Consider the following 22,736-nt stretch of genomic DNA (forward strand, 5'->3'; position numbering starts at 1 on the left):
CCCTATTTAGCAGTCCTTTTAATAAACCTATCCACATACCAACAGCTCGCAGAGAGTTGATACTCATTTGATCGTGCCCATTCTAAACCTGCATAGACCAGTGTTTCTGCAATTTTTCGTCCTCGCAGCTCATTGGGTACATAAGTACGTGTGAAATCAACCGATGTCCCAGTGACGTCATATTCCAAGACGGACTCTAGGTTGTCTTCAACCCAGACAAACCGATTTTTTTCAGGTTGATGTTTGACCATTTTAATCACCTCAATTAAAAACAGGGAAAGGTTGAGTCTCTAGGCTATTCGGATAACCCAACTTACCCCCATCGGCTGTCAATCGCCCGCTAACCAGTGAGTCAGTTCACCCGCAGCAATTTCTTGGCAACCCTTCACATTTTGCCCCGCCCAAAGTGGACTAAAGTCAGCATTGTTAAGCGCTTCAGATGCGGCACGAAGAGGTGCTATCGCCGTGCTCGCCAAAGGAAAGGCAGGGGGCAATGACGATAAAGGACCCAGTTCACGCATGATTCGATTCACGATGCCACGTGCAGGTCGTCCTGAAAATAGACGTGTCAGTGCCGTATGATCAGCCGCTGAGCTTTTTAAAGCTTGCCGATGCACCGATGTCGTTTTGGCCTCAGGACAGAGCAAATAGGCTGTCCCAATTTGAACACCGGCTGCACCCAAGGTCAAAGCCGCACGAACCGCTTTTGGACTGGCAATTCCACCTGCCGCAATAATGGGAGTCGATGTATGCTCAAGCAGTTGTGGAAGCAACGCAAATAGGCCTTTTTGCTCTGTTACATCATCGGTTAGAAACATCGCGCGATGCCCACCCGCTTCTAACCCCTGTGCGATGATGGCATCAACCCCTCTGGCTTGTAACCAAATTGCCTCCTCTAAGGTTGTCGCGGAGGATATAATTTTTCCTCCCCAGCCTCGGATACGGTTAAGCAATTGCTCATTTGGCAGACCAAAATGAAAGCTCACCACTTCTGGTTCAAACTCACTTAAGACATCACAGGCTTGAGCATCAAAAGGCCGACGCCCTGGCACCTCAGGAATGGCATCAGGGTCTAACCCTAACTCAACGTAATAGGGACGCAACGCTAAACGCCAACGCGCTTCGTGTTCTGCATCGGGGATAGGGGCTTGATGACAGAAAAAATTCACATTAATAGGTGACGTTGTTGCCATCCGAATCCTGTGAAGCTCCTGTTGAATCAACTCAGGCGATAACATCGCACAGGGCAACCCTCCTAATCCACCCGCTTGTGCCACGGCGATGGCCAGTTCACTGCCTTGAACGCCGGCCATCGGCGCTTGTAGAATCGGGTGTTTGATACCAAATAGCTCAGTTACCTTCACATTCAGATCCTCTTTGAGTCAGGATGTCTATTCACTCTAAACCTTAATGTTCACGTTCACATGCTCTTATACTCTTTCAACCGCTAAGAGTACAATTAGCACTTCATCTGAACTCTTTAAACTTTTACAATCAGGCAGGCATCAAACATAATTCACGCTAGACTTAGTGCAATCAACTTATCAAAGGGTTTTGAATATGGATATTTCATCAATCATTATTATTGCCGTTATCGCACTGCTTGTGTTCTACACCATCGGCATCTTCAACCGCTTAGTTGCCCTGAAAAACCGTTTCGAAAATGCGTTTGCGCAAATAGAAGTCCAGTTAAAACGTCGTTACGATCTGATCCCCAACTTAGTCGAGACAGCAAAGGGGTATATGAAGCATGAACGCGAAACGCTTGAAGCCGTTATTTCTGCCCGAAATACAGCCTTGGCCAGCTTACAAGCCGCCGCTGCCAATCCAGGGAGTGCCGCCGCACTTACTCAGCTTATGAGCTCAGAAGGCGCATTAAAAAGTGCCCTTGGCAGCTTAAACATCACAATGGAAGCTTATCCTGATTTAAAAGCATCTGAAAACATGCGCCAATTGTCTGAAGAGCTGATAAGCACTGAAAATAAAGTGTCTTTCTCGCGCCAAGCCTTCAACGATGCCGTCATGGCCTACAACACCTATAAGCAAAGTTTTCCACAGACCTTATTGGCAGCCACGTTTGGCCATGCGGCAGATGCATCCTTACTCGTTTTCGAAGACAGTGCTGCCATTCAAGCCGCTCCTAAAGTCTCTTTTTAAAAGCCAAATACGCAGGGTGAGGGTGTGTTATGAACTTCTTTGAGCACCAGGAACGTGCCAAACGTAAAACACTGCAACTGGTCTTTTTATTTGCGCTTGGCGTCGGCAGTCTGATTATCAGTTTAACACTGGTCATCGGATTGCTGATGTTCTTTGCAGAAGGCGGAACAGGGGAAGCCTTATCCCAAGCTTCCAACACGCCTTCCTCATTGCCGAGTCTTTTATCACCAGAAAACCTTCAATTACTGATCACCCTAACCATTGCCGTGATCGGCGTTATTGCTTTAGGCAGCCTGTTCCGGCGTGCGCAATTAACAAAAGGTGGGCAAGCCATTGCCGAAGCAATGGGAGGGCGTTTACTCAATACAGCAACGCTCAATAGCGAAGAACAACGCATTCTCAATATCGTAGAGGAAATGGCGTTGGCATCGGGTATTCCTGTGCCGCCTGTGTACCTAATCGAAGACGATGCAATTAATGCGTTTGCGGCAGGGTACCGTCCCCAAGATGCAGTGATTGGCATTACCCGTGGCTCTATACAACTCCTGACACGGGATGAATTACAAGGTGTCGTCGCCCACGAGTTTAGCCATATCCTCCACGGTGATATGCGCCTTAATATCCGTTTAATTTCAATGCTATATGGCATTTTACTGATCGGTATGATTGGCCGATTTATTGTGCGTTCTCTACGATATCGTCCCATCGCACGCACTTCCAATAAGAATAACAGTGTCGCCTTCTTGATGGTGTTGGGACTGGGGTTGATGATCGTGGGTTTTGCAGGTTCATTTTTTGGGAATTTAATCAAAGCCGCCGTTAGTCGCCAGCGTGAATTTCTTGCCGATGCCTCAGCGGTTCAATACACCCGCAACCCTCTGGGGATTTCCGGCGCTTTAAAGAAAATAGGGGGTCATGTTGCCGGATCAAGTTTTAATAATCCGCGCGCAGAAGAATTCAGCCATATGTTTTTTAGCCAACATCTCAGCAATGGCTTTAGTGACTGGTTCTCGACACACCCCCCTTTAGAAGACCGCATCAAGCGTGTTGAGCCACGATGGACAGGGTCATTTACGACACCCACTCACATCACTACTGACGATACTCGGCCCTTATCCACCTTAACAACCGCTGGTTTTGTCTCCACACCCCAGCCCCAAAACTTCAGTGCTCAAATCGCACTGAATCAAGCCATGGCAGGGATGGCAGACCCAACACCGGAGCACCTTGCGTATGCTAGACGGATACTGGACACCATAGATCCAGAGCTGTTAAACGCGGCTCATGAGCCATTCTCAGCAAGAGCGCTTATCTATGGTTTATTGATGAGCCAAGACAAAGGGATACAAGAGCAACAACTCGATCAGTTACAAAAAGCGGCGCATCCCGATACCTTCAAAGCCTTAAACGCGTATTTACCCAAATTGCTGTCTTTGGCGGCAGAGTTCAGATTACCCCTCGTTGAAATCAGCTACCCGCACTAAAACAGCTCTCGGATGCGCAATATGAAACCTTTAAAACCTGCTTGGAACTCTTAATTGCCGCAGATAAACGTACCTCGCTGTTCGAATGGTCAATCAAAACCATCGTGACTCGCCACATTCGAGGTGTACCACGCTCGGCAAAGCGCTATTTACCAACAGAAACACGTGCTGAAATCAGTCGACTCGTCTGTTTGATCGCTAAAGTTGGCCATAAAAATGATGAGGATGCTGAAGCCGCGTTCCATCAAGCGATGCAAAGCCTTAATTTTCCCATGCGTTATCAACCTGACGCACGGCCAAAATTAAAACAGCTTGAGCTGGACTTAGAAAAACTTTCACATTTACGTCCGTTGGATAAACCCGCCATCCTTCGTGCCTTAGTGATCTGCGCCAGTCATGATGATGTGATAACCACTGCAGAGGCGGAGCTATTAAGGGCCATCGCCGAGTGTTTAGACTGCCCTCTGCCTCCTTTACTCGTCTAGTTGTTTTAACTGTTACGCATCTTTAGGCATCGGTATGTTCAGTTTTTTAATACGCCGATAAACCGTTGGGCGTGACACCCCCAGTTGGTTGGCCACCGCCGATATATTCCAGCGCTGCTGACGTAATAGGCTCAACAGCCGTTCTTGCTCTGAGTTTTTCGCATAGTGTTGCGTATGACTGTCGATGGTTTCACTTAAACAATCTGAAGCCGTGTGGTTCGTGCCCATGAATGCAGGCCACTCTGGCGGATGCATGGTAATGTCTTTGGGTAAATGGTGAACGGTAATTTCATCGCCCTCACAGATGGCTTCGGCAAAGGTCAAGGCATTCACCAGTTGTCTTATGTTCCCGGGCCATGCATAAGCCAGTAATGCACTCACAGCATCCGCACGCAATCGCACAGTCGGGTTAATCTGCTTCATCAAGGTTTGAATAAGATACTGCTTATCTGCGCGAGCTTTCAACGAGGGCAATGTCAGTGTCGCACCGTTGAGTCGATAGTATAAATCTTCACGAAAACGACCTTCAGCTATCAGTTTTTGAAGATTGCAGTGAGTCGCCGCCAAGACTCGAATATCAACGTCGACGGGTTCTAGCGCCCCCAAAGGCATGACGTGTCCTTCGGCTAACACGCGAAGCAAGCGCGTTTGCAAGGGTAAAGGCATGTCACCAATTTCATCTAAAAAGAGCGTGCCACCATTGGCTTGCTGAATCAGCTTTCGCGCCTTTTGCACGCCCGCCTGTAAACGTGCCCGGCGCATAACCAAACAACTCACTTTCAATCAGTGATTCAGGAATCGCCGCACAATTAACGGCCATAAAAGGATGTTTTGCTCGAAGACTCGAGGCATGAATGGCCTGCGCCAGCACCTCTTTACCTGTGCCAGTCTCGCCCAGAATAAGTACGCTTACCTCTTTGTTGCGTAAGCGCTTGGCAAGACTCAGGGTTTGACGCATCGCGGGGTCATCCGCACACAAGCAGTCCAACTCAGGTACCGACTCTTCTTGCTGAATACGACTTGATAAAGGATTAAGTCGACTGGACACTCGTGATTTAGGTTCAATAAGGGTGCCAAACAGCGTTTGCTGTGTACCCAGCACTCGAAACGCACGCGTCCCGTCATTGCACTGGTTAATGGCTAAAATATCTTGCCATTGGCACTCAAGCAGCTCCGGTAAAAAAAGTGTCGGCTGATCCAGTTTCTGCAACTGAGCCAGCAAGTCTCGAGCGATGGTGTTCGCCGCTAAAACATGACCTTCTTCATCCAGAGCAAACAACAACTGCCCACTCACTTGCACTAACTCTCGCGATTGATCGCATTTGAACACTAAATGATGGCGATAACGTCTTAAAAAATAGACGTCTTCTATCAAGCGTGCGTAGAGCTGAGTCAGATGCAATGCGAAATTTTGGCTTTCCGGCGTACGTGATGAGTTTAAGGCCGAAATATCCAGAACGGCTAAAAGTTGTCCCGATGGGTCTTTGATCGGGGCGGCGGTGCAGGTTAAACGAATATGGGAGCTGTCGAAATGATCAACCCGATGACAGGTCAGTGCTTTTTGCTCTTGGATACAGGTGCCCACCGCAGACGTGCCAGCATATTGCTCACTCCAATCTGCACCCAAATACAATCCTGCCTTATGTAAACGCTCATCGCGTCGATCACCTAAAAACTGAACGGTAATCCCTCGATAGTCACTCAACAGCAACACATACCCAAGGCTTGCGACCTGAGCATACAATTGTTCAACACCGGCGCGTGCCACATTCAAAAACTCATCGACAGAGTCCTGATGCTCACGCAGGGTTTGGTGCGTGACGATCCGGGCAGGTCTCGGTTGGGAAGGATCTAAGCCATAATCGCTCAAACATCGTTTCCACGAGCGTCCAATCATCTCGTGGGTGGGTGAATAGCTTTTAGATACCGATTGATAACCACCATAGCTAAGTATCGTGTCAATATGACGACGCTGACTTGAGATACTCATATGTCCCTCATTCACGACTGTTATTTTTATTTCAGGGCCTTTTCGAGTTTACTCCCGTACACCTAGGCTTTCTATACTTCTTTAGCGCCTTAATTTGACCGCGTTACACCTGTAAAACTTCGGACAAATTCGCGTTACAGATGCAACGACAGTCCGTTACAGGTGTAAAGCTAGGGAAGGACGAATTCCTGAACTCACATACAGACCAAGCTTCGAATGTGGTTTTTATTTCAATATAAATCATATAGATACAATTAAATTCCACACCGTACATAGACTCTGGCACGCTTGCTGCTCTATCTCTCTTATCAACATTGCTCAGGAACACCTGATCTAAGCGCAAACGTTGGTGTTAACGCAGTTACAAAAACAATAGTCTGCACTGGAGAGATTTATGACACATACCTCACTCACCCCAACCCATGAACCAACACTTGCGGCTGCCGCGTGGATCGAAAAATTATCCACAGCCCTAAGCTCTAACACACCGACCGAAGCCGCTCAATTATTTGAAGAAGAGGGGCATTGGCGAGACCTAGTCGCGTTTACTTGGAATATTAAAACACTCTCAGGCCGAGCCGCCATCCGTGACATGATTGTGGCAACCCAAGCAACAGCCGCTCCAAGCAATTGGCGTCTGGAAGAAGATGCAACCGAAGCCAATGGAGTCGTTGAAGCCTGGATCTCCTTTGAAACAAAAGTGGCAAAAGGGCGAGGCTATCTACGATTGCGCAATGGCCTTGCATGGACATTTTTAACCACCATGGTTGAGTTAAAAGACTACCCAGAAAAACGCAATAAATTACGCCCGAAAGGTGCAGAACATGGCGCGAGTAAGAGTCGCCAAACCTGGTTAGAAAAACGTCAGCATGAAGAGGCAACACTTGGCTATAGCGAGCAACCTTACTGTCTAATCATAGGGGGTGGTCAAGGTGGTATCGGCTTAGGCGCTCGGCTTCGCCAGCTTGATGTCCCGACCATTATTATTGATGCATTGCCGAAGCCCGGCGATACCTGGCGCAATCGCTACAAATCTCTCTCGCTGCACGATCCCATTTGGTATGACCACATGCCGTATATCCCTTTTCCTGAAAACTGGCCTGTCTTTACTCCAAAAGACAAAATCGGTGATTGGTTGGAAATGTACACCAAAGTCATGGAATTGAATTACTGGGGCTCCACACGCTGCACCCAAGCAAAATTCGATGAGGAAAGACAAGAATGGACGGTAGAAGTTGATCGAGACGGTGAAAAACTGACGCTTCACCCCAAACAACTGGTTTTAGCAACAGGTATGTCGGGCATTCCAAATATCCCCAACATACCGGGCATGGACAGTTTTGAAGGGGAGCAACATCACTCCAGTCAACATCCCGGTGGCGAGGCTTACAAAGGGAAAAAATGCATAGTTCTTGGTGCCAACAACTCAGCTCACGATATCTGCTGTGCGCTTTGGGAAAACGATGCCGATGTCACCATGATTCAACGTTCTTCGACTCATATCATCAAATCGGATTCGCTAATGGAGCTGGTGTTAGGGGGGCTTTATTCAGAGGAGGCGGTTGAAAATGGGATGACGACCTACAAAGCAGACCTCACCTTTGCCTCCATTCCCTTTGAAATTATGCCGCAGTTTCACATTCCAGCGTATGAAGCGGTTGCAGAAAAGGATGCAGAGTTTTACCAGCGCTTAACCGATGCTGGATTTATGCTCGATTTTGGTGAAGATGGTTCAGGTCTGTTTATGAAATACCTACGCCGTGGTTCAGGCTATTACATTGATGTAGGGGCATCGGACTTAGTGGCCAACGGCGATATAAAATTAAAATCGGGTGTCTCAATCGAACGTATCAACCCCAAATCCGTGGTGCTAACCGATGGCACTGAGCTAGACGCCGACTTAATTGTCTATGCAACGGGCTTTGGCTCGATGAACGGATGGGCGGCAAAGATTATCTCGCAAGAAGTGGCCGATAAAGTCGGAAAATGCTGGGGGATGGGCTCCAACACCGCGAAAGATCCAGGTCCCTGGGAAGGTGAACTGCGCAATATGTGGAAACCCACGCACCAAGAAGCGCTGTGGTTCCATGGTGGAAACCTCCATCAATCTCGTCACTACTCACAGTACCTTTCACTGCAGATAAAAGCACGTATGGAAGGAATCGATACGCCTGTTTATGGCATGGAGCCTGTTTACCATCTGAATTAAACACGCACCTGTTGAGCAACTCTGCATTGTAGTTGCTCGACTTTTAGTCCATTTTTTACAAAAAAAAATCAAAAATCATCCGTCATTACGCAGGCTTAAGGTACTCTATAAAGCTTAATCATTTGCCATGAACTCTCAATTCGATGAAAAATCAAAAAACCGCACTCATGTTTGCACTGGCCGCTGTTGCGTGTTGGTCAACCGTCGCCACTGCGTTTAAGCTCTCACTGAATTATTTTGCGCCCGCTCAATTGCTGCTTGTTGCGACCTTAAGCTCAGCGGTGCTGCTGATCCTATTACTTGGCTATCAGGGTAAGCTCGGCTTGTTGAAAACGCTCTTCCGTGAACGGCCTTATTTTTACTTACTAATGGGGGCGCTTAACCCCGCACTCTATTACCTTATTTTATTTCAGGCTTACGACTTACTGCCGGCGCAACAAGCACAAACGCTCAACTACACTTGGGCAATTAGCCTAACCTTGCTGGCCGTGCCTTTTTTGGGACAAAGTATTCGACGTCAGGATTGGATTGCCATTGGCTTGGGCTATTTAGGTGCCTTAGTCATTGCCACCAAGGGCGATCTCCTCGGCTTACACTTCGAAAGTCCGCTCGGCGTTTCACTGGCATTGCTGTCCACCTTGATTTGGGCAAGTTACTGGATTCTCAACACACGTAATCAGGGGGATTCACTGGCAAGCCTTGCCTTAAGTTTCTTACTGGCACTTCCAATTGTCTTGGCTGCAACTGCGATAGGTCCTGGGTTTTCAATGTCGGCATGGCAGGGTTGGGCAGGGGCCATTTACATTGGCATCTTCGAAATGGGCATTGCCTTCTTTTTTTGGTTGATGGCAATGAAATACGCAGAAAACACAGCGAAAATTTCAAATCTAATTTTCATATCACCTTTTATATCATTGATTTTATTAAAATTTATAGTTGGAGAAGCGATATATCCTGCCACACTTGTCGGCTTGGTGTTAATCATTGCGGCCTTACTGATCCAACAAATATCAACATCGAGAAAACCATCAACACCTGTAAAAACGATTGAATAACCTTACGCACAGTTGGCCTGTTAAATACTTGGATTTATCCATTGATACAAAGGCTTATTCAAGAAGATATACAGTTAGCTAACAGACTTATCAACAGGATTAAATGTATTTTTTATTATATATTTCAATATATTATGTTTTTACTTTTAATCCTTGATATTTTTTAATCACAAACAGAAAGGGTCAGTAGTCAAGAATTGTTGGTAAGTATGTGTATAAGTTGAATGTTTGCTGAAATAGATCCAGAAGTGTTGTTTTTTCGTTAATAGCGACGGGGAAATCTGATTTAGGATCGACGGTGCAAACAATCAACTTAGTATGGCTAAAACGAGATCTTCGTCTACTTGATCACAAACCACTCTCTGAAGCCTGCTCATCAGAGCACCCTTTATGTATTTTCTACACCTTCGAACCCACATTACTTACAGATCCTCACATCAGTAACCGCCACCAAGTGTTTATTGTGCAAAGCTTGAGTTGTTTATCCACACAACTTAAACAGTTAGGCCATCAACTCTACGTATTCTGGTGCGATATGCCTGATCTTCTTATGGCCTTTCAACAATCATTTTTTATCAACAGCCTATTTAGCCACGAAGAAATTGGATTAGAGTCTACCTATCAACGAGATACACGTGTTCAACACCTGTGCAAAGAACTCAACATTCCTTGGATAGAATATCCACAAGTGGCCGTAAGAAGAGGGCAAAACGGGCGAAAAGGATGGAAAAAATTTGCGGATCGCTATCTCAAAGACCCCATCGCTCCCGTTCATCTTAACAAGGTTGCATCGATTCAACTCTCAGAGGACCATCCTCTGCAAGCATTAAGATGTCGCGCACTTCCCAAAGCTTGGCTCAAAACCAACGAAAACGTCCAAAAAGGCGGAGAGCTGGCCGCTTTAGATCGGTTGTATGAATTTTTAAACTCGAAGCTTGCGTCTTACTCAAAAAGTATCAGCAAACCCATGCTCAGTATTACAAATGCTTCGCGACTCTCAGCCTATCTAGCTTATGGCAATCTATCCATCCGCTATGTTGTCCAACAACTCAAATCCATGTCTGAAGCAGATCGTTCAACACGCGCGTTCTATTCACGATTACGTTGCATTGCCATTTCATTCAAAAGTTTGAATCCAACTCTCTCACTGAATTTAAGCCACTGAATTCAGGGTATGTTGAACTACTCAATACTCAGAAAATGAATCAATCAGCAAGTTATGCACAGCGATATCAGGCCTGGTCGAAAGGTGAAACCGGCTACCCAATGGTAGATGCCTGTATGAGAGCCTTATTAACAACCGGCTATTTGAATTTTAGGATGCGTGCAATGCTGGTCAGTGTTGCGTGCCATCACTTACAACTGGATTGGAAAGAGGTTGCAGAGCATCTTGCACGCTGTTTTTTAGATTTCGACCCTGGAATACATTATCCACAGATTCAAATGCAAGTCGGGTTAACAGGCTACAACACCCTCAGAATCTACAATCCTTTGCAGCAGTCACTGGATCAAGACCCAGATGCGGCCTTCATCCGACGTTTTGTACCCGAAGTCGCCCATTTGCCTATTCCGTTAATTCATCATCCTTGGTTATTAACGGAGATGGAAAAACACTTTTATCCGGCCCCAGATCAAGTAGGTTATCCACAACGTATCTTTAACCATGAAGAGACGGGAGCTGAAGCACGCCAGCGTCTATGGGCATGGAAAAAACATCCAAAGGTTCAGGCAAATATCCCTAAATTGTTAAAGAATCAAGTTGAGTAAAATGCATAAAAAACCTCATTTACCCGAGAAAATGTGCCCCGTCTGTCAACGTCCGTTTAGCTGGCGCAAAAAATGGGAAAAAAACTGGGAATCGGTTACCTATTGCAGCCATGCCTGCCGAACTAAACGCAAACCCCATGCACCTAAAGAGGATTCACATGAAACGACTCAAGCTTATTTTAGGTGATCAACTCAATGCTAAGCATTCTTGGTATAAAGCCCGAGATAACAGCACCTATTTTGTTATGTTAGAGCTGCATCAAGAAGCTAAGTACGTAAGGCACCACATACAAAAACTCTTAGGCTTTTTTGCTGCCATGCGTGCTTTTGCTCAGGCCTTAGAGGCAGCCGGACATCAAGTCATTTATATAACTCTTGATGATGCACCAGCGGATTGCTCACTGACTGATCAGCTGAACATATTAATAGAAGAGTATGATATTGATGAGTTTCACTACCAAGCACCGGATGAATACCGCCTAGATAAACAGCTAAGGGAGTGGTGTGAGAATCTAAACATTCCAACCATTATGGTTGATACGGAACACTTTTTGACACCACGTGACGCTTGGCAAACCTACCCAATGTCACGTATGGAGTTTTTTTATCGAGCACTGAGAAAACACTACAGAGTTCTGCTTGATGACCAAGGAAATCCCTTGGGTGAACGTTGGAATTTCGATACGGAAAATCGAAAAAAACTTCCAGAGTCCAAAGTCATTCCAGAGCCTCTGTGCTTTGCAAAAGATGTCAGGGATCTCCTCGCGATGATCGAGCGTCATCAAATCGCCACGTTAGGGACCGTTGATGCTACACAGTTTATTTGGCCAACCACTCGCACAGAAGCGAGAGAATTGCTTAATTTTTTTCTGTGTCATTGTCTTCCCGAATTCGGGCACTATCAGGATGCAATGACATCAAGGGGTTGGAGCCTTTATCACAGTCGCTTGTCCTTCGCGCTGAACACCAAAATGTTGCATCCATTGGATATCATTCGTTGTGTGGAAAGCTATTGGAAAGAACATCCAGAGGAGATAGACCTGGCTCAGGTCGAAGGCTTTATTCGTCAAATTCTAGGATGGCGTGAATTTGTCAGAGCCTTATATTGGCAACATATGCCCGATTATGCACAGCTAAACAGTTTAAATGCCAATCGGAATCTTCCAGACTTTTTCTGGACAGGCAATACGAAAATGGCCTGTGTCAGCCATGCGATTAAACAGTCCTTAGCGCAGGCATACGCCCACCATATCCAGCGCCTAATGATCACTGGCAACTTCGGATTGCTCGCAGGCATTCATCCTGATCAAATGGATCAATGGTATTTAGGCATCTATATTGATGCAATCGAGTGGGTCGAAATGCCCAATACACGTGGCATGAGTCAATATGCAGATGGAGGTATTATCGCGAGCAAGCCTTACGCTGCGTCTGGCAATTACATTCATAAAATGGGGCATTATTGCAAATCCTGTCACTATGATGTGAAAAGCAAGTTTGGCGACAAGAGCTGTCCCTTTAACAGTCTTTATTGGCACTTTTTAACACGGCATGAAGAGCGCTTTCGTAAAAATCCGCGCATGAGCTTGGCCTATAAAGCCTGGGAAAAACAATCCAAAGAGCAACAAACCGCTATTCTGAAAACAGCGGACGATTACTTACACCATCTAAACGATCTTTAGTGTTTAGATCTTTAATTCATCGGAAACTGCCTTATACTGAGATTTCACATTGATGAAATCTCAATTAGATTCGTCTCAAATATGCCCCTTGAATGAAAAATAGGAATGACTCATGAGCCATGTGTTGCACCGCAGTTTACTCCAAGACTATCCAGTCGCGGTTAAAGGAGACGGTGTGTATATTATTGATGCTGACAATAAACGTTACTTAGATGCCTGTGGTGGAGCGGCTGTTTCGTGCCTTGGTCACAGCGATCCTGATGTGATTCAAGCCATTCAACAACAAGTCAGCCAACTGGCCTATGCCCATAGCTCATTTTTTACCACTGAGCCGATGGAAGCCCTTGCTGAGTTTTTAGCCAAACGCGCTCCGGGTCATCTCAATTCAGTTTACTTTGTCTCCGGAGGGTCAGAAGCCGTTGAAGCGGCATTAAAACTGGCACGTCAATACTATGTTGAAAAGGGAGAGCCACAACGTAAACATATTATTGCACGTCGACAAAGCTACCATGGCAATACACTGGGCGCGTTAGCAACCGGTGGCAATCTTTGGCGTCGACAACAATTTGAACCCTTACTCATTAATATTCATCACCTTAGCCCATGCTATGCCTACCGCGAGAAACTGGAGCACGAAAGTGATGACGCATTTGTCACGCGTTTGGTCGATGAGTTAGAGGATAAAATTCTTGAACTGGGCGCCGACCAAGTCATGGCATTTATCGCCGAGCCTGTTGTGGGTGCTACGCTGGGTGCCGTACCTGCCGTTGGCCGTTATTTTGAAAAAATGAAAGCCGTTTGTGAAAAATACGGCGTATTACTCATTGCCGACGAAGTCATGTGCGGAATGGGCCGTACTGGTGCATTATTCGCCAGTGCACAAGAAAATCTGGTTCCTGACTTACTGTGCATAGCCAAAGGTTTAGGCGCGGGTTATCAGCCGATTGGCGCAACGCTGGTCAGTGATGACATTATTAACACCTTGAAATCAGGCTCGGGTTTTTTTCAACACGGTCATACCTATATTGGACACGCAACAGCCTGTGCAGCCGCCTTGGCCGTGCAACATAAGATAGAAGATGCCCAACTGCTCAGCAATGTTGAGGCAATGGGCACACAGCTCCAGCAAGCACTCCTTCACCAATTTAAAGATCATCCTCATATTGGTGATATCCGTGGCAAGGGTCTGTTTAGAGGATTGGAGCTGGTCAAAGACCGAGAGACAAAAGCGCCTTTTGATAGCGGCCTTAAATTGCATGCCAAGATTAAGAAAGCCGCCATGAATCAAGGCCTGATGTGCTATCCAATGGGCGGCACTATCAATGGTCGAGATGGCGATCATATTTTATTAGCACCGCCTTTTATTTTTAATGAAGAACACATTGATGAGCTGGTCACAAAACTCAGTGTTGCCATTGATCATGCACTCAAAGTGTCTTAACGGAGGTGTCATATGAAATCAAGATTGAGCCATTTACACTACGATGAAATGACAAAACCTCAGCAGCTGGTTTTGGAGGATATTTTAAAAGGCCCACGAAAAAATCTGGACGGCCCGTTCCTTGCTTGGATTCACAGTCCTGAGTTGGCCAATCATGCCCAAAAACTGGGTGCCTTTTGCCGTTATCACACGCAACTTCCACTGCTACTCAGTGAGTTAGCCATCTTAACAACGGCATCGTTATGGAAATCTCAAGCCGAATGGCAAATTCACGAACCGATTGCGTTGGAAGCTGGGCTATCACCGTCAGTCATAGAAGCTATACGTCTTGAACAAGTGCCTGAGTTTGAAAATGAAGCTCAAAGCCTTGTTTATCAACTAACCAAGACACTCTACGAAACGAAACGGGTCAATCAAGGTTTGTACGATCAAGCCCTTGCTCAGTTTGGCGAAAGTGCCTTGGTCGAGCTTGTCGGTATACTCGGTTACTACGCTTTAGTGGCCATGACACTGAACGTATTTGCTGTTGATCGAGAAACAGGGCAACCACTGCCCTTCATTGAGCCTTAAATTTCGGCCTTTATACTTGGCCTTAACGGCCTGTCAGACGGTTACGCACACCAGCATGGATGCAGGAACCTGGGTGATATCCAGTCGATCGGCGCTAAGTCTGACAGGCTGTTCGTCAATAATCCTCTTATCCCCCTTGTTTAGTCCCTCGTCACTCCATTCATCCACAGCTCTTCTCAATTTTTTTCAGGGTTAATGTGTTTTTTATGCATGCGAAACACTGAATTTTGTCCTAAAAATCCTCATTTTTTCAGCCAAAACCCCTTTATTCAGATCATGATGAAAATAATTTAAAATTTTTTTCACAAAGTTATCAACAGAGAGTGCTATAAAATCAATTAATTGATTTTAATAATAATTTAGAATTTACCCTAGCGTTTTTATGCACATAAATCACACCTTATTCACAGAAAAATAGGGGGTTAAAACTATCCACATTTTTCTGTGTACAATATGTATAACTAGAGAGGGTAAAAACGGTATGAATCTGTTGATAACTTCAGTTGTGAATAACCAGCCCTTTTATCCACAATCGATGAACAGGCAGAAGACCCGAATTAACTGTGCATAACCACACGTTAGCAGGTATGATAAGTACATGATTTTTAGTTAACTATTAAGTTTGTTAACAGAAACGGTCGTCTTTAATAACAATCACCACTATAAAACTATCTTTTAAAAGATTAGTTTTTATTTTAGTAAATCGCTTTGTAAAAATTTGATCATTTTTTGAGCATTTCTTATCTGTGCATAGAGCGTTATACTTAGCCCATCGAAATTGTCTTGTTTGTTGTTCTTTTATTTAATGGGTGAAACCTGATGGTGGATTATCCTGACCACTTTGATGTGATAGTCGTAGGTGGCGGTCATGCCGGTACAGAAGCGGCACTAGCCTCGGCTAGAATGGGCGTAAAAACGTTATTGCTGACTCATAACATTGAAACACTGGGCCAAATGTCCTGTAATCCAGCGATTGGTGGGATTGGGAAGAGTCATTTGGTCAAAGAAATTGATGCATTCGATGGTGCAATGGCGCGTGCAACGGATAAGGGCGGAATACAATTTCGAATTCTAAACGCTCGTAAAGGTCCAGCCGTCAGAGCAACACGTGCACAAGCGGACCGAATTTTATACAAAGCGGCCATACGCCACATTCTTGAAAATCAAACGAACTTGTCTATTTTTCAGCAAGCAGTTGATGATTTGGTCATTGAAAATGGTCAGGTCAAAGGTGCAATTACACAAAGCGGAATACGTTTTAAAGCACGATCTGTGGTGTTAACCGCGGGTACTTTTCTGGGGGGGGTCATACACATCGGCTTGGAAAACTACCAAGGCGGTCGCGCAGGTGATCCTCCATCCGTGCGTTTAGCTCAGCGTTTAAGAGAAATGCCGTTTAGGGTCGAACGTCTAAAAACAGGCACTCCGCCACGAATTGATGCGCGCAGCGTTGATTTTTCAGTGATGCAGGTTCAACCCGGTGACACACCTACGCCTGTCATGTCCTATATGGGTCAATTAAGCGATCACCCGGAACAGGTCAACTGCTACATCACCCATACGAATTTAAAAACGCACGATATTATTCGCGGTGGATTGGATCGATCACCCATGTACAGCGGTGTTATTGAAGGCATTGGTCCGCGTTACTGCCCATCCATAGAAGACAAAATCCATCGTTTTGCCGATAAAGATCACCACCAAATCTTTGTTGAACCGGAAGGGTTAACAACACACGAACTGTATCCAAATGGGATTTCAACCAGTCTGCCATTTGATGTTCAGCTCGATTTGGTTCGCTCAATACGCGGATTTGAACAAGCGCATATTACGCGTCCAGGCTATGCGATCGAATACGATTTCTTTAATCCGCAAGATTTAAAACACAGCTTGGAAACTCGCTTTGTTTCCGGTTTGTTCTTTGCAGGCCAGATCAACGGGACAACTGGATATGAAGAAGCGGGCGCTCAGGGTTTATTGGCAGGCATGAATGCGGCGCTAATGGCGCAAGAAAAAGAGACATGGTATCCGCGCCGAGATGAGGCCTATATTGGTGTTTTGGTTGACGATCTCATTACTCACGGAACATCAGAACCCTATCGGATGTTTACCAGCCGTGCGGAATACCGCCTGATTCTGCGTGAAGACAATGCGGATATGCGCTTAACTGAAAAGGGACGTGAATTGGGCTTGGTCAGTGATGAACGTTGGCAGCATTTTGAACGCAAGCGTGAAGCGATTGAACTTGAAAAGCAACGAATGCTGTCCACTTGGATACAACCGTCAACGCCTGAAGCTGAACAACTCAATACTAAGTTGAATCATCCCTTGGCACGAGAGTACAATCTCGCCGATCTTATCAAACGTCCTGAATTGACGTATCAAGATGTTGCCAATCTCAAAGGGCAGGCCGTTGAAGATATCGCAGTTGCGGAACAAGTTGAGGTTCAATTTAAATACGCAGGTTATATTGATCGGCAGTCGGAGGAAATTGAACACCTGCGACGTCAAGAGCATACACAACTGCCCGATGATCTGGATTACCAGCAGGTCAGTGGGCTTTCGAATGAACTTAGAACGAAATTAAGCTCGGTGAGGCCCGTCAGTATTGCGCATGCATCGCGCATTCAAGGTATGACGCCTGCCGCGATATCCTTATTGTTGATTTATCTGAAAAAGCGAAAAATGTCTGAAAAACAACTGCAGGCGGTCAGTGAATGACGGAGTTAAAGTCTTTACTGCTTCAACAAAGCAAGGCACTGGGATTGTCTATTTCAGACAAACACGCCGAACAGTTAATGGCTTACCTGTCTCTATTGGTCAAATGGAACAAAGCCTATAATTTGACGGCCATCCGTGATCCTAACGAAATGGTGAGCCGGCACTTGATTGACAGCTTGAGTGTCTTGCCGTATCTCAAGGGCGAACGTCTGATTGACGTTGGCAGTGGTCCAGGATTGCCAGGCATCCCCCTGGCCATCTGCTTACCGGAACTACAGGTTACGACGTTAGACAGTAATGGCAAAAAAACACGTTTTCAACAGCAGGTTAAAATGGAGTTGGGGTTAAGCAATCTTGACGTTATTCACAGTCGCGTTGAAAAACTCGATGCACCGGCCTTCGACATGGTGATTTCTCGTGCGTTTGCATCTTTACGGGACATGTTGGTATGGACCGGACACTTAGCGACTGAGCAAGGCGTCTTTTTGGCGATGAAAGGCCAATTTCCAGAAGGTGAACTCAGCGAAATACCGAACACCTTTACGCTTAGAGAAAGCCATCGTTTAGGGTTACCGGACAATGATGCAGAGCGACACTTGTTGATTTTAGGGAGAGCGTAATCGTGGCTAAAATCTTAACCATCACCAATCAGAAAGGTGGCGTGGGGAAAACAACCACCTGCGTGAATCTGGCGGCCTGCTTAGTTGCGGTAAAAAAACGAGTCTTGTTGATTGATTTGGATCCGCAAGGCAACGCAACCATGGGCAGTGGTGTGGATAAACATCAAATTGAACACTCATCCTATGAGTTACTCACAGGGGACAGTTCTGCAAAAGAGTGCATTATTTCCGGGCTTCCAGGCGGTTTCGATGTTATCGGAGCCAATGGTGACTTAACCGCCGCTGAGGTGGAGTTACTGCAGTTACCGCGTCGAGAGTTTCGCTTGCGAATGGCGCTTACCGATGTTCAAGAGGAATATGATTTTATTCTGTTGGATAATCCACCCTCGTTAAATTTATTGACGGTAAATGCATTGTCAGCGTCCTCGGGTGTGCTCATTCCTATGCAGTGTGAATACTATGCGTTGGAAGGAATCAGTGCTTTGATCGGTACCATTGAGAAAATTAACAAGCGTCTCAATCCCGAATTGCGCATTGAAGGGATATTGAGAACGATGTTTGACCCGCGCATGAGCTTAACCAAAGATGTATCCGTGCATCTGGTCGAGTATTTTGGCGATAAGGTGTATCGAACCGTTATTCCGCGTAATGTCCGATTGGCCGAAGCGCCAAGTCATGGTCTTCCTGTTTTACAGTATGATAAAAACTCGCGAGGCGCTCTGGCATACTTAGCCCTTGCTGGTGAGTTAATTCGACGGACCGAAGCCGAAGCGCTTGCACAACTTCAAGAAGAGTCAGAAAGTCAGGAAATTGCATAATGGTAGTGAAAAAGCGGGGACTGGGTCGCGGTTTAGATGCTCTTTTGGCGGGCATAGGTGATGAAGCCGTTGCGGTGCCTGTTTCTAAAACTAAAGAAGAGTTACAAGCCGATACTCGCCAGAGTGTTGATGGCGAGCTCAAGCATTTACCCTTGGGGACCATACAGCGTGGGCGTTATCAACCGCGGCGAGATATAGAACCTCAAGCGCTTGAAGAGCTGGCGGCCTCCATTAAAACTCAGGGAATCATGCAGCCGATCGTCGTTCGAGCGATTGAAGATGGACACTACGAAATCATTGCCGGAGAGCGTCGCTGGAGAGCCGCTCAGTTAGCTGGCTTGCAAAGCATTCCTGTACTGGTTCGAGATGTCGGTGATGAAGCCGCCAGTGCTATGGCGCTCATTGAGAACCTGCAACGTGAAAATTTAAATCCAATGGAAGAAGCCATTGCACTGCATCGTTTGCAAACAGAGTTTGAACTGACGCAACAGCAGGTCGCCGATGCCGTGGGTAAATCACGTTCGGCCATCAGTAACTTATTGCGTCTGATGAATTTAACGGATGCTGTTAAAAAGCGTCTTGAGCATGGTGACATTGAAATGGGTCATGCTCGTGCATTGTTGGCCTTAGAAGATGAGCTACAGATTTCAGCGGCTGAGCAGGTGATACACAACAACCTTTCGGTGAGAGAAACCGAACAACTGGTGAAAAAACTCAGTGCAGGTGAACCCTTAGCACCCGTTGTAAAAGCCAAAAAAGTCGATGAGAGCCTGCAAAACTTATCTGGAAGCTTATCTCGGTACTTTTCGACACCGGTTAAGATTACCGAAAATGCCCAAGGAAAAGGAAAAATCAGTATTAGTTATGCTTCAGCTGAGCAACTGGAGCAAATTATCGCGCAATTGCAGGCGAATACCTGAAATATGGGGGAAAATAGTTGTAAACGTTAAGACCTTAGTGCTAGAGAAACTCTATAGCTGTTGAGTCATGGCGTTTAAACCCATATAATCCCCCGACTAAGTTAAAGTTGCGATAATCTGATGTTAGAAAAACCTGAAGAGAGTGGTCTTAACCTTGCGGGGGTGAGATCCAGAGTCCAGGGCTCACAGGGAAAAGTAGTCGCGCAAGCCTTTGCTAAGGTGTTGTTAATACAGGTTTTTATAACCTCGGCCTTATCCTTAGCACTGATATTTAAAGATTTTGTAGCCGCCTACTCGGCATTCATCGGCGGCATGTTGTACCTCATACCGACGGCTTACTTTACGTTGAAGGTGCAGTTTAAGAATAACGCTCATACGGCAAAGGAAATATTAGCCAATGTCTATATGAGCCAATTTGGAAAGATGGTCTTGGCCATTGCGTTGTTTAGCCTTACCTTTATGTTGGTAGAGCCGCTGAACCCTCTTTCCTTATTTGTAACGTTTATATTGATGCAGATATCCGGTTGGTATCTGCAGTTTAAAATCAATAATCGATTTCTGAAACGTTGACTGAGAGTAACTGAGAATGGCAAGCGAAAACCCTACATCCTCAGAATATATTGCCCATCACCTCAGCAATCTCACATTCGGTAAGCATCCTGTTGAAGGATGGTCTTTTGCCGGCGGTGAGAAAGCTGCGGAAATGGGATTCTGGGCGATCAATGTCGATACCATGTTCTTTTCCATCCTGACGGGCCTATTTTTTATATGGCTTTTCAAAAAGGTGGCGGACAGCGTGGTGGTTGGTGTTCCGAACAATCTACAAAACTTCGTTGAAGTGGTCATAGAGTTTGTTCAGGATAACGTCAAGAGTATATTCCATCACAATAATCCAACGATAGCGCCTCTGGCGTTGACAGTATTCGTTTGGATATTTTTGATGAACCTTTTGAAACTCATACCAGTGGATTTTATTCCTTTCATCGCAGGTGAAATGGGTATTCCTTACTGGAAAATCGTACCAACAACCGACATTAACGCGACGTTGGGCATGAGCTTCAGTGTGTTCTTCCTGATCGTTTACTACAGTATCAAAGTTAAAGGTGTCAAAGGTTTTGCCGCTGAGCTGTCCTTGATGCCATTGGGTAAGTACTTTATTCCCTTTAACCTGTTCCTTGAGCTGGTTAACTTATTAGCTAAACCTGTTTCGCTAGGCTTGCGTCTATTCGGAAACATGTATGCTGGTGAAATTATCTTTATCCTGATCGCACTTCTGCCTTTCTGGGTACAGTGGGTGCTGTCTGTGCCTTGGGCAATTTTCCATATCCTGGTAATTGTGCTGCAGGCATTTATCTTCATGGTGTTAACAATCGTTTATATGGCGATGGCCCATGATGAGCATGATCACTAATCATTGATTAGTGATCTGCAATGAAAATAGTTTTTTTGTAAAATTAACTTTAACCTTAAAAATGTTGGAGAAAAAAAATGGCTGAACTGCTGTTTATCGCTGTTGCTCTGCTTCTGGGTCTTTCTGCACTTGCTGGTGCTTTGGGCGTAAGTTTGCTGGGTGGAAAATTCCTTGAAGGTGCTGCTCGTCAGCCAGAATTGGTTCCTTTACTACGTAGCCAGTTCTTCATTGTGGTAGGTCTTGTTGACGCTATCCCAATGATCGGTGTAGGTATGGCACTGTACATGCTTTTCGCAGGTTAATAACCGGTTTTTTTATAGCCTTGGGGCTTACCCAAAGGGGTATGAACCTTATTAATCAATCGCGAGGGGTAATGGCGTGAATATAAATCTCACCATCATTGGTCAGGCCATAGCATTCGCCATTTTTGTTGTTTTCTGCATGAAGTATGTATGGCCGCCGATTACGACCGCCATGGCAGAGCGCAAAAAGAAGATTGCCGAAGGTTTGGATGCAGCTGACCGTGCTGAACGTGATCTGAAGCTTGCTCAAGAAAAAGCGGCTGACAATCTACGTGAAGGTAAGGAGCAAGCTGCTGCCATCATTGAACAGGCCAACAAGCGCGCGAACCTGATCATCGAAGAAGCCAAAGAGAAGGCTCGTGAAGAAGCGGCTCGCGTAAAAGCGGCAGCTGATGCTGAGCTCACCCAGGAAGTTAACCGTGCGAAAGAAGCTTTACGTGCACAGGTTGGCGTTCTGGCTCTTGCTGGGGCTGAAAAGATATTGGAAGCCTCTGTTGACCAAAAAGCACATGCCAAGCTAGTTGAGAAACTGGCAGCTGAGCTTTAAGCGAGGTTTATGATGGCTGAACTCAACACTATCGCTCGGCCTTACACAAAAGCAGCGTTCGATTTTGCGCTGGAAAAGGGCGAAGTCGATCAATGGTCAAAAATGCTGTCATTGGCTGCGGCTGTAGTGAATGACAGTGAAATGAAGCGTGTACTGGGTACACCTTCACTGAGCGTGGAGCAAAAAGCAGACTTGTTAATCGCAGTATGCGGTAAACAAGTTAACGAAGCAGGCAAAAATTTTCTGACACTCTTGTCACAAAATCGCCGCTTGGCTTTGCTTCCCGAGATTTCAAATCAATTCAATGAATTGAAAGCAAACCATGAAAAATCCATCGAGATTGACATGGTCACTGCCTACGATTTGGACGCCGAATTGGTTGAAAAATTAGCTCAGGCTTTACGTACTAAGCTGGGGCGTGAAATTAAAGTAACATCAACAACTGATAAATCAATTATCGGCGGTGTTATTATTCGCGCTAATGACCTTGTGATCGACGGTTCTGTTCGTGCCAAATTGGCAAAACTAGCCGAAGCGATGAATTCCTGAGTAACGGG

Annotated in this window: 23 protein-coding genes and 1 pseudogene; 20 read left to right on the plus strand and 4 right to left on the minus strand. The window is 45.7% G+C overall.

Annotated features, from left to right (window positions below):
- Positions 1-2: 2 nt before the first annotated feature.
- Both D791_RS13750 and D791_RS13755 read right to left on the minus strand, forming a co-directional pair.
- Entirely contained in the window at positions 3-251 is a 249-nt protein-coding gene (locus tag D791_RS13750) for a GNAT family N-acetyltransferase (RefSeq protein ID WP_036512771.1), read from the minus strand.
- A 78-nt stretch (positions 252-329) separates the two neighbouring features.
- Positions 330-1,364 (minus strand): NAD(P)H-dependent flavin oxidoreductase, encoded by a 1,035-nt coding sequence (locus D791_RS13755; protein ID WP_036512774.1) that lies wholly within the window; start codon positions 1,362-1,364, stop codon positions 330-332.
- A 196-nt stretch (positions 1,365-1,560) separates the two neighbouring features.
- Between D791_RS13755 and D791_RS13760 the strand changes: the two genes are divergently transcribed.
- Genes D791_RS13760 through D791_RS19130 form a run of 3 tightly spaced genes read left to right on the plus strand, consistent with a single transcriptional unit; the run spans position 1,561 to position 4,126 of the window.
- Positions 1,561-2,157: a LemA family protein gene (locus D791_RS13760; RefSeq protein WP_036512777.1), complete on the plus strand. Its 597-nt coding sequence runs from the start codon at positions 1,561-1,563 to the stop codon at positions 2,155-2,157.
- Positions 2,158-2,186: 29 nt separating this feature from the next.
- Positions 2,187-3,641 (plus strand): M48 family metallopeptidase, encoded by a 1,455-nt coding sequence (locus D791_RS13765; RefSeq protein WP_051514539.1) that lies wholly within the window; start codon positions 2,187-2,189, stop codon positions 3,639-3,641.
- A 41-nt stretch (positions 3,642-3,682) separates the two neighbouring features.
- Complete coding sequence (locus tag D791_RS19130) at positions 3,683-4,126, plus strand: hypothetical protein (protein ID WP_051514540.1); 444 nt, start codon at positions 3,683-3,685, stop codon at positions 4,124-4,126.
- A 12-nt stretch (positions 4,127-4,138) separates the two neighbouring features.
- Here D791_RS19130 and D791_RS13770 read toward each other — a convergent pair.
- Positions 4,139-6,116: pseudogene (locus D791_RS13770) on the minus strand (sigma-54-dependent Fis family transcriptional regulator).
- 394 nt (positions 6,117-6,510) lie between these two features.
- Between D791_RS13770 and D791_RS13775 the strand changes: the two are divergent.
- From D791_RS13775 to D791_RS13800, 8 genes are all read left to right on the plus strand, one after another.
- The gene (locus D791_RS13775; RefSeq protein ID WP_036512779.1) at positions 6,511-8,325 is read left to right on the plus strand and encodes an NAD(P)/FAD-dependent oxidoreductase; all 1,815 of its coding nucleotides are present in this window, start codon (positions 6,511-6,513) and stop codon (positions 8,323-8,325) included.
- Between the two features lie 143 nt (positions 8,326-8,468).
- The gene (locus D791_RS13780; RefSeq protein ID WP_036512782.1) at positions 8,469-9,380 is read left to right on the plus strand and encodes a DMT family transporter; all 912 of its coding nucleotides are present in this window, start codon (positions 8,469-8,471) and stop codon (positions 9,378-9,380) included.
- Positions 9,381-9,678: 298 nt separating this feature from the next.
- Positions 9,679-10,545, plus strand: a complete 867-nt coding sequence (locus D791_RS19135; protein WP_051514541.1) for a deoxyribodipyrimidine photo-lyase — start codon at positions 9,679-9,681, stop codon at positions 10,543-10,545.
- On the plus strand, positions 10,485-11,147 hold the full coding sequence (locus tag D791_RS19140) for an FAD-binding domain-containing protein (RefSeq protein WP_157682377.1): 663 nt from the start codon (positions 10,485-10,487) through the stop codon (positions 11,145-11,147). Before D791_RS19135 ends, D791_RS19140 begins: the two co-directional genes overlap by 61 nt.
- Position 11,148: 1 nt before the next feature.
- Entirely contained in the window at positions 11,149-11,334 is a 186-nt protein-coding gene (locus D791_RS19745; RefSeq protein WP_081763879.1) for a DUF2256 domain-containing protein, read from the plus strand.
- The gene (locus D791_RS13790) at positions 11,306-12,829 is read left to right on the plus strand and encodes a cryptochrome/photolyase family protein (RefSeq protein WP_036512785.1); all 1,524 of its coding nucleotides are present in this window, start codon (positions 11,306-11,308) and stop codon (positions 12,827-12,829) included. The genes D791_RS19745 and D791_RS13790 overlap by 29 nt, the downstream gene beginning before the upstream one ends.
- A 112-nt stretch (positions 12,830-12,941) precedes the next feature.
- A complete protein-coding gene (locus D791_RS13795) occupies positions 12,942-14,270 on the plus strand; it encodes an aspartate aminotransferase family protein (RefSeq protein WP_036512788.1) in 1,329 nt (442 codons plus the stop codon).
- Between the two features lie 12 nt (positions 14,271-14,282).
- Positions 14,283-14,840 carry a carboxymuconolactone decarboxylase family protein gene (locus D791_RS13800; RefSeq protein ID WP_036512790.1) on the plus strand — a complete coding sequence of 186 codons (558 nt, stop codon included), beginning with the start codon at positions 14,283-14,285 and terminating at the stop codon, positions 14,838-14,840.
- Positions 14,841-14,873: 33 nt separating this feature from the next.
- Here D791_RS13800 and D791_RS21515 read toward each other — a convergent pair whose 3' ends face one another.
- Positions 14,874-15,008, minus strand: a complete 135-nt coding sequence (locus D791_RS21515; protein ID WP_272944849.1) for a hypothetical protein — start codon at positions 15,006-15,008, stop codon at positions 14,874-14,876.
- Positions 15,009-15,662: 654 nt separating this feature from the next.
- Between D791_RS21515 and mnmG the strand changes: the two genes are divergently transcribed.
- From mnmG to D791_RS13845, 9 genes are all read left to right on the plus strand, one after another.
- Positions 15,663-17,561, plus strand: a complete 1,899-nt coding sequence (gene mnmG, locus D791_RS13805) for a tRNA uridine-5-carboxymethylaminomethyl(34) synthesis enzyme MnmG (protein ID WP_036512877.1) — start codon at positions 15,663-15,665, stop codon at positions 17,559-17,561.
- The gene (gene rsmG, locus D791_RS13810; protein ID WP_036512793.1) at positions 17,558-18,181 is read left to right on the plus strand and encodes a 16S rRNA (guanine(527)-N(7))-methyltransferase RsmG; all 624 of its coding nucleotides are present in this window, start codon (positions 17,558-17,560) and stop codon (positions 18,179-18,181) included. Before mnmG ends, rsmG begins: the two co-directional genes overlap by 4 nt.
- Positions 18,182-18,183: 2 nt before the next feature.
- Entirely contained in the window at positions 18,184-18,999 is an 816-nt protein-coding gene (locus D791_RS13815) for a ParA family protein (protein WP_036512795.1), read from the plus strand.
- The gene (locus D791_RS13820) at positions 18,999-19,919 is read left to right on the plus strand and encodes a ParB/RepB/Spo0J family partition protein (RefSeq protein WP_036512798.1); all 921 of its coding nucleotides are present in this window, start codon (positions 18,999-19,001) and stop codon (positions 19,917-19,919) included. The genes D791_RS13815 and D791_RS13820 overlap by 1 nt, the downstream gene beginning before the upstream one ends.
- Positions 19,920-20,039: 120 nt before the next feature.
- Positions 20,040-20,489 carry an ATP synthase subunit I gene (locus D791_RS13825; protein WP_036512802.1) on the plus strand — a complete coding sequence of 150 codons (450 nt, stop codon included), beginning with the start codon at positions 20,040-20,042 and terminating at the stop codon, positions 20,487-20,489.
- A 16-nt stretch (positions 20,490-20,505) separates the two neighbouring features.
- Positions 20,506-21,330 (plus strand): F0F1 ATP synthase subunit A, encoded by an 825-nt coding sequence (gene atpB, locus D791_RS13830; RefSeq protein ID WP_036512805.1) that lies wholly within the window; start codon positions 20,506-20,508, stop codon positions 21,328-21,330.
- A 77-nt stretch (positions 21,331-21,407) separates the two neighbouring features.
- Entirely contained in the window at positions 21,408-21,632 is a 225-nt protein-coding gene (gene atpE, locus D791_RS13835) for a F0F1 ATP synthase subunit C (protein ID WP_036512808.1), read from the plus strand.
- Between the two features lie 76 nt (positions 21,633-21,708).
- Positions 21,709-22,179, plus strand: a complete 471-nt coding sequence (locus D791_RS13840) for a F0F1 ATP synthase subunit B (protein ID WP_036512810.1) — start codon at positions 21,709-21,711, stop codon at positions 22,177-22,179.
- A 12-nt stretch (positions 22,180-22,191) separates the two neighbouring features.
- Positions 22,192-22,728, plus strand: coding sequence for a F0F1 ATP synthase subunit delta (locus tag D791_RS13845; RefSeq protein ID WP_036512880.1), 537 nt, complete (start codon positions 22,192-22,194; stop codon positions 22,726-22,728).
- The last annotated feature ends 8 nt before the right edge of the window (positions 22,729-22,736 follow it).

It is taken from the genome of Nitrincola nitratireducens (assembly GCF_000585235.1).
Lineage (GTDB): Bacteria > Pseudomonadota > Gammaproteobacteria > Pseudomonadales > Balneatricaceae > Nitrincola > Nitrincola alkalisediminis.